General features: G+C 37.4%; 12 protein-coding genes. 7 read left to right on the top strand and 5 right to left on the bottom strand.

All coding sequences use genetic code 11. The features are described 5' to 3' along the window. Positions 1-266: 266 nt before the first annotated feature. From REI64_RS09770 to REI64_RS09755, 4 genes are read right to left on the bottom strand one after another with little or no spacing between them, the layout of a single operon-like run. Entirely contained in the window at positions 267-785 is a 519-nt protein-coding gene (locus REI64_RS09770) for a phosphoglycerate mutase family protein (protein WP_308849928.1), read from the bottom strand. Positions 786-813: 28 nt separating this feature from the next. Further along, positions 814-1,896, bottom strand: a complete 1,083-nt coding sequence (locus tag REI64_RS09765; RefSeq protein ID WP_308849927.1) for an aminotransferase class I/II-fold pyridoxal phosphate-dependent enzyme — start codon at positions 1,894-1,896, stop codon at positions 814-816. A 10-nt stretch (positions 1,897-1,906) separates the two neighbouring features. Further along, positions 1,907-2,689 (bottom strand): alpha/beta hydrolase family protein, encoded by a 783-nt coding sequence (locus REI64_RS09760; RefSeq protein ID WP_308849926.1) that lies wholly within the window; start codon positions 2,687-2,689, stop codon positions 1,907-1,909. A gap of 27 nt (positions 2,690-2,716) precedes the next feature. Next, complete coding sequence (locus REI64_RS09755) at positions 2,717-4,045, bottom strand: D-alanyl-D-alanine carboxypeptidase (RefSeq protein WP_308849925.1); 1,329 nt, start codon at positions 4,043-4,045, stop codon at positions 2,717-2,719. A 71-nt stretch (positions 4,046-4,116) separates the two neighbouring features. Between REI64_RS09755 and REI64_RS09750 the strand changes: the two genes are divergently transcribed. The 5 genes from REI64_RS09750 to REI64_RS09730 all read left to right on the top strand — a co-directional run bounded on the left by REI64_RS09750 (position 4,117) and on the right by REI64_RS09730 (position 9,481). Beyond that, positions 4,117-5,358: an aspartyl protease family protein gene (locus REI64_RS09750; protein WP_308849924.1), complete on the top strand. Its 1,242-nt coding sequence runs from the start codon at positions 4,117-4,119 to the stop codon at positions 5,356-5,358. Between the two features lie 6 nt (positions 5,359-5,364). After that, on the top strand, positions 5,365-6,231 hold the full coding sequence (locus tag REI64_RS09745) for a phosphodiester glycosidase family protein (protein ID WP_308849923.1): 867 nt from the start codon (positions 5,365-5,367) through the stop codon (positions 6,229-6,231). 12 nt (positions 6,232-6,243) lie between these two features. Continuing rightward, a complete protein-coding gene (locus REI64_RS09740; RefSeq protein ID WP_308849922.1) occupies positions 6,244-7,191 on the top strand; it encodes a hypothetical protein in 948 nt (315 codons plus the stop codon). A gap of 89 nt (positions 7,192-7,280) precedes the next feature. Continuing rightward, positions 7,281-7,472: a cold-shock protein gene (locus REI64_RS09735; protein WP_293303034.1), complete on the top strand. Its 192-nt coding sequence runs from the start codon at positions 7,281-7,283 to the stop codon at positions 7,470-7,472. A 1,460-nt stretch (positions 7,473-8,932) separates the two neighbouring features. Further along, on the top strand, positions 8,933-9,481 hold the full coding sequence (locus tag REI64_RS09730) for a transposase (protein WP_308849921.1): 549 nt from the start codon (positions 8,933-8,935) through the stop codon (positions 9,479-9,481). Positions 9,482-9,703: 222 nt separating this feature from the next. Here REI64_RS09730 and REI64_RS09725 read toward each other — a convergent pair whose 3' ends face one another. Further along, the gene (locus REI64_RS09725) at positions 9,704-10,486 is read right to left on the bottom strand and encodes a glycerophosphodiester phosphodiesterase family protein (RefSeq protein WP_308849920.1); all 783 of its coding nucleotides are present in this window, start codon (positions 10,484-10,486) and stop codon (positions 9,704-9,706) included. A 266-nt stretch (positions 10,487-10,752) separates the two neighbouring features. On the opposite strand from REI64_RS09725, the gene REI64_RS09720 reads away from it, so the two are divergent. Together REI64_RS09720 and ybeY are read left to right on the top strand one after the other, a co-directional pair. Further along, positions 10,753-14,067 (top strand): DUF4175 family protein, encoded by a 3,315-nt coding sequence (locus tag REI64_RS09720; protein WP_308849919.1) that lies wholly within the window; start codon positions 10,753-10,755, stop codon positions 14,065-14,067. A gap of 183 nt (positions 14,068-14,250) precedes the next feature. Further along, on the top strand, positions 14,251-14,673 hold the full coding sequence (ybeY, locus tag REI64_RS09715; RefSeq protein WP_308849918.1) for an rRNA maturation RNase YbeY: 423 nt from the start codon (positions 14,251-14,253) through the stop codon (positions 14,671-14,673). Positions 14,674-14,719 lie beyond the last annotated feature (46 nt).

Below are 14,719 nucleotides of genomic sequence, written 5' to 3'. Positions count from 1 at the left end.
TAAAATTGGGCATTCACGTATGTCGGGTTTAGTTAACCACAACCTTTGCAAAACACTCGCTTTGCAGGGCATCAATCAGCGCAAATGCCATATTTAGTTGCACTGCAATTTAGTTAATGCAGCACCAACTCAATAAATTTTAGCAAAAGCTTTTGTAAAATAGACCCGATTGAAAGGAAGCCAATTTTTTTAATTGGCTGCAGAGAAAGCGGGACTACAAGAACCTAGTTGCAGAAATTTGCTCTTCAAAATTTTGTGAAATTGACCTATGGTCTGCTTTTTAAGCCATACTTATTGGTCTTTACGTCTACTTTGTCGCCTTTTACGGTCAAAGAGAAAAGATAATCGTACTCATCATCAGCAATGCTAGGTACTGGCCTCTTGGCACCAAAAGCTTCTATCATTTCTAAAACAGTATTAGAGTGACCGATAATTAAGATCTTTTTGCCTAGAGCATTTTCTTTTAGGGACTTAACCAAATCCTTTGCCATTGCAGGATTGTAAGTTTTTATACTGATGCCGGTAATATCTGCTAAAGGAAATCCTGTTAACTTGGTACGCTTATAATCTGTAGAAAAAATACTGTCAATTCTTTGTCCTTTTAGCTCTTTCTTTAAAGCTTCGGCCCTTTCTGCACCTGCCGAAGATAAATCTGGATCGCGATCTTTCTTATCTGTGGTATCCTTTTCTGCGTGTCTTACAATCCAAACTTTTAGCGTTTTTTGTGCATGCAGCATTTGCTGCAAACCAAATGCTAATACAAACAAGAGTAATAATTTTTTCATACTAAATCCTTTTTACCTTAGCAGGATGCTAGCCAAGGGCCGCAACCAACTTTAAAATGTCGTTTTCGCTATGCCAACTTGATAAGACGATACGGTTTAAATTCTTTCCATTTCTGTCTGGATATGGGAAAGAAGAAATCAGGATTTTATGCTCCAATAACCGCTGGTCTATAGCCGGCTGCTTGGACAAAAATACAGGAAAGTCGGCAACAAAATGCCAATCATTTTTATTTGTTAGCTTTTGCTTAAACAATTTTACGTTTTGTTGAAGCTTATTATAAGCATTTTGGTAAATCTGTTCTGCGTGAATAAAAGCATACAAACCTGCCGCAGCGGGTGGTGATGCACCATAAAATATATCGCTCTGCTTTAGTTTGGCTATCGATTTTTCAGCGCCTAAAACAACACCAGCATCTATTCCTAATGCTTTTGCCATAGAAGCAACCACTACGATTTCTACATTTGCTGCATGGTGAAGATTACTAAACACGCTACTTCCGCTGTTTAGTAAACCAATACCGTGAGAGTCATCAATAATTAAAACAACTTTTTTCGAAGGATTTATTTGATGAACAAAGCTGAAATCGTAGATCTCTGGAACAAGATTATTCAGGGAGTTGCTAATCAAAACCCAGTTATCGTCATCGCTTCCGTTTATTTCAGCAACGATGTTTGTACTCCATGTGGTATACGTCGTCGTAACCGATGGATTTTCATTTTGCCACAAGGCCGGGTGCGTATTTGGTGCATAACGAACCACCCCGCTCTTTGCGTAGGTTGAAACGGTGAGTTGCGCTGCCAAATAGCCACTGGAAGTAATGAGCGCAGCTTCGGCACCAAATCTTTTGGCAATGGAAATTTCCGCATCATCATAAATTTTCAGCTGAACGTTGTTTCCTCTACTGGTGCCATTATTAAGGCCATAAAGTTCTAAACCTTTGATGTAAAGTTCCGTCATTTCTTTATTTTGGGGAATGCCCAAATAGGCTGTTCCCCCAAAATAAAGATAGTTTTCTTGGTGATAAAGTATTTCTGCTGAAATTTTCTGGGACAGCTGATCGAATTTTTTTTCGGTACTCAATAATGATGACCTTACATTTGGGGATTTCATTTTAATTTGGCTAATGGCTTTTAAAAAATTCGAATTGCTGTCTGATTGATTTGGACCAATAAGCCCTATTGTGCGCTCCAGGTTGCGAAATATAAGTGGCTTTCAACTTAAATTCGTCACATTTTTGTTTTAGCTCATTATTATAATCATAAAAAAAATCGTCAGAGCCACAATCAAAAATGAAAGGCTTGCTAATGCCTTTCAGCTTGTGTATATTGGGCACAACGGAATAAGCATCCCACATTGGGTCCTCGCTACTTGGATTTCCAAGTAAATTACTTAACCCGTATTTAGCAGAAAAATCTCTCAATTTAACTCCTCCACTGGTGCTTCCTGCGCTTGCAAATAAATCTGGACGTTTTATAAAAAAAGAAAGAGCTCCATGTCCGCCCATGCTCAGACCAGAAATAAAAATCCTTTGCTCATCTACTTTGTATTTTTTCTTGATATCTAGATAAAGTTCATCGAAAAAGAACGTCTCATATTGCCAATTTTTCTTTACCGGACTATTGATGTACCAACTATCATGCAACCCGTCTGGACAAACGATTATAAACCCGTATTCATCGGCATATTTTTGAGCGTCCATTATACTGTTCCATTGTTTGTAATTACCTCCATATCCATGTAAAAGATATATTAAGGCCAACTTTTTATGGTCTTGGTAACTTTTAGGTTTAAACACCCAAACAGTATCTGATTTTGGTAAATTTTTACTTTGATATACTAATTGATCTTGCGCTCTAACTAGGAAACCAATGCAAATTAAGATAAAAATTAATAGGCTCCTCATTAATTTATTTTTTAACAGTTTGAGTATTTAAAAACGTTCATGAATAGCTGTTACCACCCTTACCATTTCCTTCCTAATTTCGGCGGTTGGTTGTACGTAGTTGTTATTCATAAAAGAGTAAAGCAACAGCTTACCTTTTTTTGTAAGAATATAGCCACTTTGGTTGTGCACACCTCCCAATGTTCCTGTTTTTGCGTACACAAAAGGCGTATCTGTTTTAGGGTAAGCATTTCTAAGTGTGCCCGATTTTCCGCCAGCCGGCATCATGGCAAATAACCTTTGTTGATCGTTAACTTCGTCATAAATTAATTCCAACAATTTGATCAATGATCTCGGAGTAAATAAATTCCCTCTAGAAAGTCCAGAGCCATCTACCCATTTTGGTTTATCTGGCAGTACGGTGAGGTACTTTTCTTGTATTGCAGCAATTACTTTGGAAGTACTGAGTTCCAAACCCAATTTATCGGCATAAGTTAAGAGCAATTGCTCGGCCACAAAATTATCAGAAGGTAGCATTAACTGTTTAAAAACATCATCGCTTTTAGAACTATAGATGGTTTTAGCCTCCTTAGGCATCGCATAATCAACAAGTTGCAAATCTTTGTTCAAAGTATCAGATAGTAAAGTAAGGGTTAATGTAGTGGCCGTTTTAAATGGTATCTGCTGCTCGTAATTTGCCGTTGTTTTTGCGAAGGGATAATGGAACCTGTTGTTCAAAAACTCCCTTTGTACACTAAATTTTGTTGCTTTACTGTTACTGTCTGCTACGAAGCAAGAATTGAAGTGCTTCGGTGAAATATTCATTTCTCCAGCCTGCTTAGCCGTAACGAGCACCACATTATCAAACAAAGGAAGCTCAGAAATTTCTGGCTGGTAGTAATCGTTGTAATCATCCCAGCTCCAACCGTTACCAAAAAAATTTCCAGTATATCGCCCGTTGGCAAAAAAAAGTTTTTTATTGGTATTTCTTAAAAATTCGATGGCCTTAGTGCCTTTTACCGCGGTATGCAGCAAAGAAGGATCTCCTGTTCCCCAAAAAATAAGCGAATCTCCTTTTTCGATATATCTTAAAGAAGGAATGGAGTCGGGAGCAATTTTTAAGCCTGCATAAAGTGTAAAAAGCTTGGTGTTAGATGCTGGCGTGAAATATTTATCCGCATCTTTCTGAAAAATCATTTCCTTTCCTTCTAAATCGTAAAGTGCAAAACCTACCTGATATTTCTTCAACATTTCGGAGGTTTTAAATTCCTTAGCTACCTTTTTTGCAATGATCTGATTTGGCTTGCAGGCATAAAATGAGGAAATCACAGCAAGAGCAGTGCTAAACAAAATAGTTTTAAGGTTGAATTTAATCATGAGCTAGGGTGGCTTTATATTTTTAGAACAGCTTTGGGGTTAAGTGTGCACTAATTTATTAATTTAGATTTATGAACAGCATTAAACCAAGCAATCATTTTACAAAACACCTTGCTTTTTTGGTTCTATTGTGCTTTTTATTCAACAATAACTTGGCGAAATCGCAAGATTTCAAATTTGCATCGGGCCGCAAGCAACAAACGATGTATTTTGAACTGATAAAGAACCTAATCATTATTCCAATCTATATCAACGACAAAGGCCCATTCGACTTTATTTTGGATACAGGCGTTAGCCCTATGATAGTTACCGATACCACTTTAAAAGAGAGCTTGAAGGTAAGCTATCCACGCCCCATAAAAATTAGTGGTTATGGAAATTTTGAAGGTATAGACGCATTCTTAGGCGCAACTAGTGTGAGAATTGGTGATGCCGAAGCAAGCAGTATTCCCGCTGTCTTCCTGAAAAATGACGTGTTTTCTTTATCGGGTTTTGTAGGCAAAAAAATCTACGGTTTGATAGGCTACAACTTCTTCAATAGTTTTACGGTAAAAGTAAGCTACTCTAACAAAACTATAAGGTTTATCTCTCCAGAGAAAAAAACAAAATTGAAAGGTGAACGCATTCCCTTAGAGCTGATGGACAACAAACCTTATGTGCTGCTAAATATTGAGCAAGAGGGTTTGGGTGCAAAATATGTGAAAGCATTAGTAGATTGTGGCGCCAGCCATGCCATTTCTCTTGAATCGTTAGATTCTAAACCTTTTCCCCAACCAGATTTTACCATGCAAGCCAATTTGGGAAATGGATTAACGGGCGATATCAAAGGCAGAATTGGCCGCCTTATTTCGCTTCAATTAGGCAGTTTTAAGTTTAGTGATGTAATTTCGCACTACCCTATATACAATATTGATTCGTTAAGAAACAAAGGACGAAATGCCAATTTGGGAGCAGAAATTTTGACTCGTTTTAATACCATTTACGATTATCGAAACAACTGCATGTATATCAAAAAGAACGATAAGTTCAATCGGATTTTTGAACATGATATGTCTGGTATAGAACTTTACACGGAGAGTGGTCCTCCTTCTAGAACTTTGATCAATAAAATAGAACCCGAATCTCCCGCCGACCTCGCTGGATTAAAAGCCGGGGACGAAATCACTTCTATCAACTTCAAAAAAATAGACGATTATACGCTAGATGAAATTAGCACTACCTTTAAGGCCAAAAATGGTTACAGCGTTATATTAGAAGTTTGGCGTGAAAAATCATTCCTCATTAAATTAATAAGACTAAAAAAACGAATATAAACACAAATGAAAACTCTTTTCCGCGTACTTTTCCTAGCCCTTATTTCGGGTAATTTGTTTGCTCAAAACACCGACTCTTTACGCTTTTCAAAAGCAAAATGGGAGAAACAATCGGTAGCCAAAAAAACAAAGGTTTACACCTATCAATTTTCTGACAGCTCGCTGTTTAAAGCCAACCAGTACATCAGCTTTGTTGAAGTAAAAAATCACAAAAAGGCACCTAAGTTTTATATCGGCTACGATAGCAAAGAACTCATCAAAACATCGGCCTTTGCCAAAAAATATAATGCTACAGCGGTAATTAACGGTACATTTTTCGACATGAAAAACGGTGGCTCCGTAGATTTCCTCAAAGTAAACGACACGATTATTAACGCAACAAGGTTAGATAAAAACAACAAAAGAACCTTCCACCAAGAGGCGGCTGTGGTGATAAACAACGAGCAAATTGCCATAAAAAAATGGGACAGCAGTGAAAATTGGGAAAATTCCCTTACAGATAAAAACGTGATGGTAAGTGGGCCTCTGCTGATTTTAAACGACAAAAATGAACCTTTAGACTCCATTTCGTTCAACAAAGCTAGGCATCCACGTAGTGCAATAGGAATTAGGCCCGATGGCAGCGTTTTGCTACTCACCGTTGATGGAAGACAAAACCAATCTGCAGGAATGAGTCTTTTTGAACTCACCAAAATCATGAAGTGGTTGGGCTGCAGCAATGCCATTAATTTAGACGGTGGAGGCTCTACCGCACTTTGGGTGAACGGTTATGGCGAAAATGGCGTAGTCAACCATCCATCAGATAATAAAAAATGGGACCACGAAGGCGAAAGAAAGGTGGCCAACGTTATATTTATCAAAGGCAAACAATAAATTTGCAGCAAAATGCCTTTATACCATAACATGAAATTTACCCGCTTAACCTGTCTATTTTTACTTGCCCTTTCTTTATACGCCTGCAACAACCAAAACAAAGGAGCAGACGGAAAAAACCCTACCACGGGTTTGACCTTTAAAGATGTAGATGGCATTAGGTTTTACGAAGTGAAAAGGCGCTTCAGCAATGGTCTATCCTTTAACAAAGATGGCTTTATGTTGGTGCCAAACTGGATTATAGAGCACAAAGCTCCCGATACGATGTTGGCTTACAGTCCAGAAAAGCGAGGCATGGAAGCTTTCTATTTGCTACACGACCATGGGCAGATTTACAACTTTGCTCGCGAATACTTTAGGGCAAAAACAATTGCTAAAGACAGTTTGATTTTACAACGCTTACAGGTAGAAGCGCTTGTTATCGCAAAGGGAGAAGTATCTGATGTAAACTCTACCTATTACACCAAAGACTACATTGAAAAAGTGCTAAAAACCACCGTTGGCGAATTACAGCGACCTACCAAGCAAGACACTGCGTTTATTAAAAAACTAGCAGAAAAGACCTACAAACATCCAGCAAACCCTGATACCGCCTTTGCAGCCACCGAGATTGTAGAATTAAAGCCCAACAGCAAAAACGTTTCTGTAAAATTGATTGGTTATGCAGATAGCGGTGCGCACAGGAAATCTTACGCTTATATGTACCCGGAGTACAAAATCGAGATCAACAAATCGTACAAGCAGTTTCGTTATCGCTTTTCGGTAATTGTAGATGTGAAAGGGAACTTATATGTAAACCGGATTCAGGGTGTTTTGCCAGACGATATGCCCTACCGTAAAAAATTGATACAAGGCATAGCAGATGTTTACCTTAAAAACTTACTTTTCATTAAACCAGGTACAACAATAGGCATTCCACACTCTAGCGAAATCACCATTAGTTTGGCCGGCAATCGTTAGCGTCGCTAAAGGTTATAATTTTGAAAAAAATCAAGTTTTGCTTGTAATTAGATTTAAATCTGTACCTTGCAAACTTAATACATAATATAATGCAAGAAGGAACAGTAAAATTTTTCAATGTAACTAAAGGTTTTGGATTTATCGTACCAGCAAATGGTGACGCTGAAATCTTCGTACATTCAACAGGCCTTATCGACGAAATTCGTGAAAACGACAAAGTTCAATACGACGTTGAAAACGGTAGAAAAGGCTTAAACGCCGTTAATGTGAAAGTAATCTAATTATTATCATATTTTACCAAGAAAAAGTCCCAGCCTAGTGGTTGGGACTTTTTTTTATGCGCTCTTTTTTTATATGTTCTTTTTTGAAAAGCACCATCAGTGCCCATGGCAAAAGCAGCCCTTTGCTTTCGCTAATCCCGATGAGGCCTGTGCAATAATGCAAGCAGATACAGAACATCGGGAAACCGCTTCGCCAAGGTTTATTTTACAATGGTTGTGCAATAAAAGCAAAATGCTCAACTACATATTTAAAACAATCCTCAACAGTTTTTAATATGCAATTGATTTAATAAATTAGTTGCATAAAGCAACCTGATTTAGGTTGGCTTTGTCTGACAAGATCAGACATATATACTAGTTATGGGCAAGTTTAAAAACTTAAGAATGCTAAGACATTTTAAATTATTAATCCTACTAGCAACAGTGTTATTCGTTAACTGTCAAAGTTCGACAACTTCCTTCAGAACTTTAACAATTGGATTTCAACATGGAGACGAAGTAATGTCATATGAAGAACTTTACTTTAAGAAAATAGGCGACAATATTATCGGAAGCATTGCTCATCCTAATACAGACAAAGTCCTCATATCAGATATAAAATTAGATAGATATCAAAAAAAAAAACTCTCGACTCTTTTTTATCCTTAACGGCAAAATACAAATCTAAACCTTGTAAAGAAAAATCTGTAAGTTCATATGTTCAATACTACACGGTAATTAAAGATAATGACACAATAAAAATAAATCGATTTTGCGATTGGCAAAACTTGACATTTTCTAGAATAAAGCAACAAATTTTTGGAGCTTACTTGAACTCACTTGAAATAAAGAAGGCAACTAAAAGTGCAGAATATTTTCAAGTCTTAAAAGGGAAATGGAAAGAAAATACTCTTTTAGATAAATTACCTTTGACATCATTATGCAACCTGACTAGAATAATAAAGGATACAGTAACACACGACTACATCGAATTTATTAATCCTACTAAACTTGTACTTCATAGAAAAGACAGAAACATCTACTATAATTACAACTTTGAGTTCAGCGGACAAAATATGTTCCTTCAATTAGAAGCTTACCAAAACGGAGAAGAATTTATGTATGGACACAGCTTTGTCCTAATTCAGTCATCAAACGATCTAATCAAACTATCAAGGGGCTTTCCGTAAACAACCTGCCCATAACAGCGGTTTTAAGTTAAGCCCGGGCGATGCAAAACTTTGTTCTTCAGTAATTAATATTTAAGTTAGTAATAAAGCTTTGGCTTTGCTTCCATTTCGGGCGAAACTTAAAGCCCCATCTGGCCCAAGCAATTGGTCTAGCGCAAGCATTAGCGTAGCGGTGCTTGTGTCTATAACTAATTAGGTTTTTTTAGAACTAGTCCCCAGCGGACGCTAGCGCCAGACTGAGCTTTGCTTTATGGCTTTATCTTTCTAACTAAAAAATAATTATCTTGTAATATGAGTAGTAAATACAAGATAAGAGACCAAAGCTTGCCATACTTTGTAAGCTTTGCAACAGTATATTGGCTAGATCTGTTTGTGCGGAACGAGTATAGAGAAGTGCTGTTGGACAGCCTTAGGTACTGCCAAAAAGAAAAAGGCTTGGTGGTGTACGCATGGTGTATCATGACCAGCCATGTGCATTTAATTATTGGTACAAGCGGCAACAAGATGGAAGATATATTGAGGGATTTCAAGAGCCATACTTCCAGGACATTAAGAAAAGCAATTACTGAGCATCCGCAGGAGAGCAGAAAAGAATGGCTATTGTGGATGATGGAACGGGCAGGGAAACAGAATAGCAATAATAAAGATTTTCAGTTATGGCAGCAAGACAATCATCCGATAGAACTTTGGGACAATTACATGATGGAACAGAAATTAGCATATCTGCACCAAAATCCCGTGGTTTCTGGTTTTGTTTCTTCTGCAGAAGATTACGTTTATAGCAGCGCAAGAGATTATGCAGGAGAAAAAGGCCTGTTGGAGATAAGATTTTTGGAATAGGCACAAGCGGACGCTTGCGCCAGAAAGATGTTTTTACCCTCGTTTTAGAAGGCAAGGTAAAACTTACACTTGAGCAAATGGTCAAATTCAATAAAGCGAGGCCGAACGGCTTCGCCCGGGATTTATACTAAAAATCCGCCACTACCCAAAACGTTACGCAAAATACCTCTTAAATAAAAAACCCCATCCGTTTGCGGATGGGGCCATTTATCATTTAACCAATTACTTTATCTTCGTAAAAAGCAATTCTGGTTCGTTGGTGGTAATGTAATCCACTTTTTGGTTTAAAAACAAATCCATGTCTTTTGCTGCATTTACCGTCCACACATTAATGATTAAGCCTAAATCTTTAGCCTGCTTAATCCAATCTGGGTTTTTCTTGAACACGCTTTGGTTGTAATCCAGTCCGTAAAAACCTTCCTCTTTTAACTGTGCTGGTGCAATTTCGCCATTTAGATAAGAAACCTTTGCGCCAGGTACATTAGCAATTACATATTTGCCAATAAAATGGCTGAAAGTAATGTATTCTACCCAAGGTGCAGCTTTTAGCTCTTTAACCGTAGCAATTACTGCCTTTGCCAAAGCCTCTTCCCTTTCCTGCGTTTTTTGAGGTTTAATTTCTAAAATCAACTTTGTTTTTTTCTGCTTCATGCCAGCTTTTAAATATTCTACCAATGTTGGAATATTTTCGCCGTTGCTCAGTTTTTTGTAATCCAACAGTTCTTGGTAGGTGCTGGTTGCAATGTCTTTACCTAAAAAATCAGCATTGTGGTTCACTACCGGAATACCGTCTTTGGTAAACTGAACATCAAACTCGCTACCGAAACAGCCTAACCTAATGGCTTCCTTTAATGATGCAATAGAGTTTTCGGGCATGCTTTGCGTTTTCCACGCTCCCCTATGCGCAATAACCAAATTTTTGTTCCACGATTTAATTTGCTTTTGTGCCAATGCTGTTCCTGTAATCATTAGTGCTAAAATAGCTACAAAAAGTTTCTTGTTCATTTGTGTATTTAGTTTTATTCGAAGATAAAAATCTTACCGAAGGTTTTAAATTGTTGTATTTTGTTTCTAATTTACGCTTTCGCATCATTTACTCAAAACAATTCGAAAGTTTTTTCAATCTAATTCGCCTATTTTTATTTAGACGCACATTTTTTACCTTTATTGTCGTTTTACATACGGATATACCACATAGACACAGAGCTTTTTGATTTACGCAATTGCATAGCAAATTTCTATGTGTCTATGTGTTTAATTTAAACAACTAAATGGGCAACAACTATAACTTACTGATATCGAAAATCAATGAGTTTACCCGAAAGTTTTATCTCAATAAACTTTTACGTGGTAGCATATATGCTGCTGCCTTAATTTTAAGCCTGTATTTATTCCTTTTCGTTTGGATTTTCTACAGTTATCCAAGCATCTCTACCAAAACACTACTTTTTTACGCTTTTATCGCGGTATCCTTAACCGCAATTCTCTTCTGGATTGTAAAACCTGCGCTATCTTATTTCAAGTTAGGCAAAACCTTAAGTCTCGAAGAAGCCTCAAACTTAATTGGAAATCATTTCTTTAATGTTAAGGATAGGTTATTGAATACTTTACAGCTCAAAGAACTGGCAGACAATTCGCCACAGAACAGTGCGCTAATTTTGGCTGGAATTGACCAAAAGATTAACGAATTAAAACCTATTCCTTTTTCTACCGCAATTAACCTTGGCGATAATAAAAAACACATCAAGTACATCGCTCTCCCTCTTTTTATCATTTTGTTGATTGGGATTATTGCCCCAGCAATTTTGCGGGAAGGCACTAGTAGTTTTATCCGCTACAACGAAGAGGTTTTGCCAAAAGCGCCTTTCAATTTTATTGTCGAGAACAAGAGTTTAAATATTACGCAGGGCGATGATTTGACCATTAAAGTGAAATTAACGGGCGATGAATTTCCGCAAGATATTTATTTGGAAGACGGCCTGAACAGCTACAAATTGGAGAAGCAGGACATCAGTCATTTTACCTATACTTTTAAGAACGTTCAAAAAGATAAGGCCGTCCGTTTTAGCGGTGGTGGATTTAATTCTGCAAGCCATACTATCAGTGTAAAACCACGTCCATCGCTATTAAATTTAAGTGCTACTTTGGCTTATCCAGCTTACCTGAAAAGAAAAAGTGAAGATGTGGCAAACGTTGGCGATTTGCTCATTCCCGAAGGGACAAAAGTTAACTGGAAACTGAAAACTGAAAACAGCGAGCAAATCAGTTTCATTTTGCAGCAAAAAATCCATCAGCTTAGCGTGGTAGAAAACATTGCCAATTTTAGTTCTGTCATCAAACAAAATACGAATTACCAAATCGTTCCTAAAAATCAGTTTGTAAGCCTACGCGATTCGCTAAGTCATCAACTTACCGTAATCAAAGACCAATTTCCTAGCATTTCTGTAACCGAAACTCCTGATAGTTTGAGCAGCAAAGCTTTATATTTTACAGGTGTAATTAATGATGATTATGGTTTTTCGTCTTTGAAATTCAGATATCAAATTAAGGATAAAAACAAAGTTATTGGGCAGGGGGCAAAAGCGATTTCCATTAAAAACCAACAAATAGAAAACAACTTTTTTTACCTCTGGAACTTAAACGAAATTACGGTTAAAGCCGGCCAAAGCATCGATTACTTTTTTGAAGTGGCCGATAATGACGGCGTAAACGGTGCAAAAGTTACTCGTTCGGAAATTAAAACCTACCAAGCGCCAACGCAACAAGAAATTGCTGCAAAACTTGCTGAAGGCAGTCAGTCGTTGAAACAGAAAATGGAGCAAACCATTAAGTTGGCCAACAGCATTGAAAAAGATAGCAAGAAATTGAGCGAAAGCTTACTGGATAAAAAACAGTTGAATTTCGAGGATAAAAAGCAAATTGAGCAATTGCTGGATAAGCAAAAACAGCTAGACCAAGCGGTTAAAGACATTAAGGAACTGAACGAGAAAAATAATTTCGACAAACAGGAAAATGGTCAACTGACGGAAGAGCTGAAAGAAAAGCAGAAAAAAATTGATGAACTTTTTAATAATGTTTTGGATGAAAAAACCAAAGAGCTTTTGCAAAAGCTGCAACAGTTGATGGACCAAAACAGAAAAGATCAAACGAGAGAGGAACTTTCAAAAATGCAGATGGACAATAAATCTGTAAAAAACGAACTTGACCGTATTTTGGAACTTTACAAGCAGTTGGAGTTTGAGCAAAGTTTGCAGAACAAAATCGATCGCTTGAATGAGATGGCCAAGGAACAAAAAGATTTGTCTGACCAGAGCAAGAAGCAAAATTCTTCTCCTCAAGATTTAAAGAGCAAGCAAGAACAACTTAATAAAGATTTCAAGGATCTGAAAAAAGAACTACAAGAACTGGAGAAGAAAAACCAAGCCTTGGAGCGTCCTAACGATTATAAAAATCCGGAAAAGGAAACCAACCAGATTGAGCAGACACAGCAAGAAAGTAAGGAGCAGCTGAACCAAAATAACAATCAGAAAGCTTCGGAAAAACAACAGCAAGCGAGCCAGCAAATGCAGCAGTTGGCACAGCAAATGCAAGAACAGCAGCAAGCTGGTGCCGAAGAAGAAAATAAGGTAAATGCACAAGAGCTTCGTAAGCTGCTAGAAAACTTGCTGAGTTCTTCCTTTGAACAGGAAAAAGTAATGATGGCTTTGCGTAAAATGGGCGCATCAGATCCGGCTTATGTATCCCAGGCACAAAAGCAGAACATGATCCGCGATAACATGAAAACCATTGCCGATAGTTTGTTTTCGTTGAGTAAACGTGTACCACAAATTGAAAGTGCCGTAAATACCGAGGTCGAGAAAATCAACTTCAACATGGGCAAAGCGATAGAATTTTTGGGCGATAGAAGAACTGGCGAAGCCAATCGTTCGCAACAGTTTGCCATGACTTCTATAAACAATTTGGCTTTGATGCTTAACGAAGCTTTGGAGCAATTGCAAAACGCAATGAAAAATGCGAAGGGCGGTAAAGGCAAGCAAAAACAAGGCATGCAACAATTGCAACAGATGCAAGAACAGCTGAACAAAAATATGCAGCAGGCCAAGGAAAAAATGGAACGTGAAGGTAACATGGGTACTGTTCCGAAAGGGCAAATGAGCCAAGAATTTGCTAAAATGGCGCAGCAGCAACAAATGATTAGAGAAGCACTGGAGAAAATTAACAAAGAAGAAAATAAGGACGGCAAAGGTTCACTGGGCAATTTGAACCAGGCCGTGCAGGAAATGAAACAATCGGAGCTAGATTTGGTAAACAAACGCATTAGCCAAGAAACAATTAACCGCCAAAAAAACTTGATGGTGAAATTATTGGATGCCGAGAAAGCCCAGCGAGAGCAAGAACAGGATGAAAAACGCGAAAGCAATGCCGCAAAACAGTTTCCTCCTTCTTATCAGCAAATGCTAGAAAAATTTAATAAGAGTATGCAAAGTGAAAGTGAGCTGATACAGAAATTACCACCAAACTTGAATTATTACTACAAAAACAAAGTTGCCGAGTATTTTAAATTATTAAATTCTACTAAAAAGTAAACTACCATTTAGAGCTTAACCACTAAGACACTAAGGACACCAAGATAAAGATTTGCATTTTTTCGAAAATATATCCTCCGATGCCTTTATAATTTAAATAGCATTACTTTTGACAAAAAGCCTTCGTGTTCTTTGTGCCTTTGTGGTGAATTCTTTTTTAACTTTGCCTTTTCAATTATCTCCATGCCAAAAATCAATTTCTTTACCGAAGACATCAATTACAATTTAAAAGGGAAAAATGCTGTCAAAGCTTGGATCAAAGAAACGATTGCGCAAGAAGGCTATCAATTAAACGAGTTAAACTTCATTTTTTGTTCAGACGAATATTTACTGCGTGTAAACCAAGATTTCCTTCAACACGACTACTATACAGATGTAATCACTTTCGACAACTCAGAAGAGCTTAAAACGATTTTAGGTGATATTTTTATCAGCATTGATAGAGTTAAAGATAACGCGAAACAAAATAAAGCCTCAACCCATGATGAATTATGTCGCATCATCATTCACGGTACATTACACCTTTTGGGTTATAAAGACAAAACAAAGAAGGCTAAAACTGAAATGACAGCCAAAGAAGATTTCTATTTGGTAAAAAGGACTTAGAAAATTTAGACTTACGAAGTTTCGAAAACTTCGTAAGTCTTTCTCC

It is taken from the genome of Pedobacter sp., assembly GCF_031119335.1.
In the GTDB taxonomy this organism is placed as follows: domain Bacteria; phylum Bacteroidota; class Bacteroidia; order Sphingobacteriales; family Sphingobacteriaceae; genus Pedobacter.
The sequence above is the reverse complement of the archived record's forward strand: the minus strand, read 5'-3'. Positions and strand labels throughout refer to the sequence as shown.

Coding starts and splice junctions, on each gene's coding strand:
- REI64_RS09770 (WP_308849928.1), bottom strand. CDS start 785: ATGAAAAAATTATTACTCTTGTTTGTATTAGCATTTGGTTTGCAGCAA.
- REI64_RS09765 (WP_308849927.1), bottom strand. CDS start 1,896: ATGAAATCCCCAAATGTAAGGTCATCATTATTGAGTACCGAAAAAAAA.
- REI64_RS09760 (WP_308849926.1), bottom strand. CDS start 2,689: ATGAGGAGCCTATTAATTTTTATCTTAATTTGCATTGGTTTCCTAGTT.
- REI64_RS09755 (WP_308849925.1), bottom strand. CDS start 4,045: ATGATTAAATTCAACCTTAAAACTATTTTGTTTAGCACTGCTCTTGCT.
- REI64_RS09750 (WP_308849924.1), top strand. CDS start 4,117: ATGAACAGCATTAAACCAAGCAATCATTTTACAAAACACCTTGCTTTT.
- REI64_RS09745 (WP_308849923.1), top strand. CDS start 5,365: ATGAAAACTCTTTTCCGCGTACTTTTCCTAGCCCTTATTTCGGGTAAT.
- REI64_RS09740 (WP_308849922.1), top strand. CDS start 6,244: ATGCCTTTATACCATAACATGAAATTTACCCGCTTAACCTGTCTATTT.
- REI64_RS09735 (WP_293303034.1), top strand. CDS start 7,281: ATGCAAGAAGGAACAGTAAAATTTTTCAATGTAACTAAAGGTTTTGGA.
- REI64_RS09730 (WP_308849921.1), top strand. CDS start 8,933: ATGAGTAGTAAATACAAGATAAGAGACCAAAGCTTGCCATACTTTGTA.
- REI64_RS09725 (WP_308849920.1), bottom strand. CDS start 10,486: ATGAACAAGAAACTTTTTGTAGCTATTTTAGCACTAATGATTACAGGA.
- REI64_RS09720 (WP_308849919.1), top strand. CDS start 10,753: ATGGGCAACAACTATAACTTACTGATATCGAAAATCAATGAGTTTACC.
- ybeY (WP_308849918.1), top strand. CDS start 14,251: ATGCCAAAAATCAATTTCTTTACCGAAGACATCAATTACAATTTAAAA.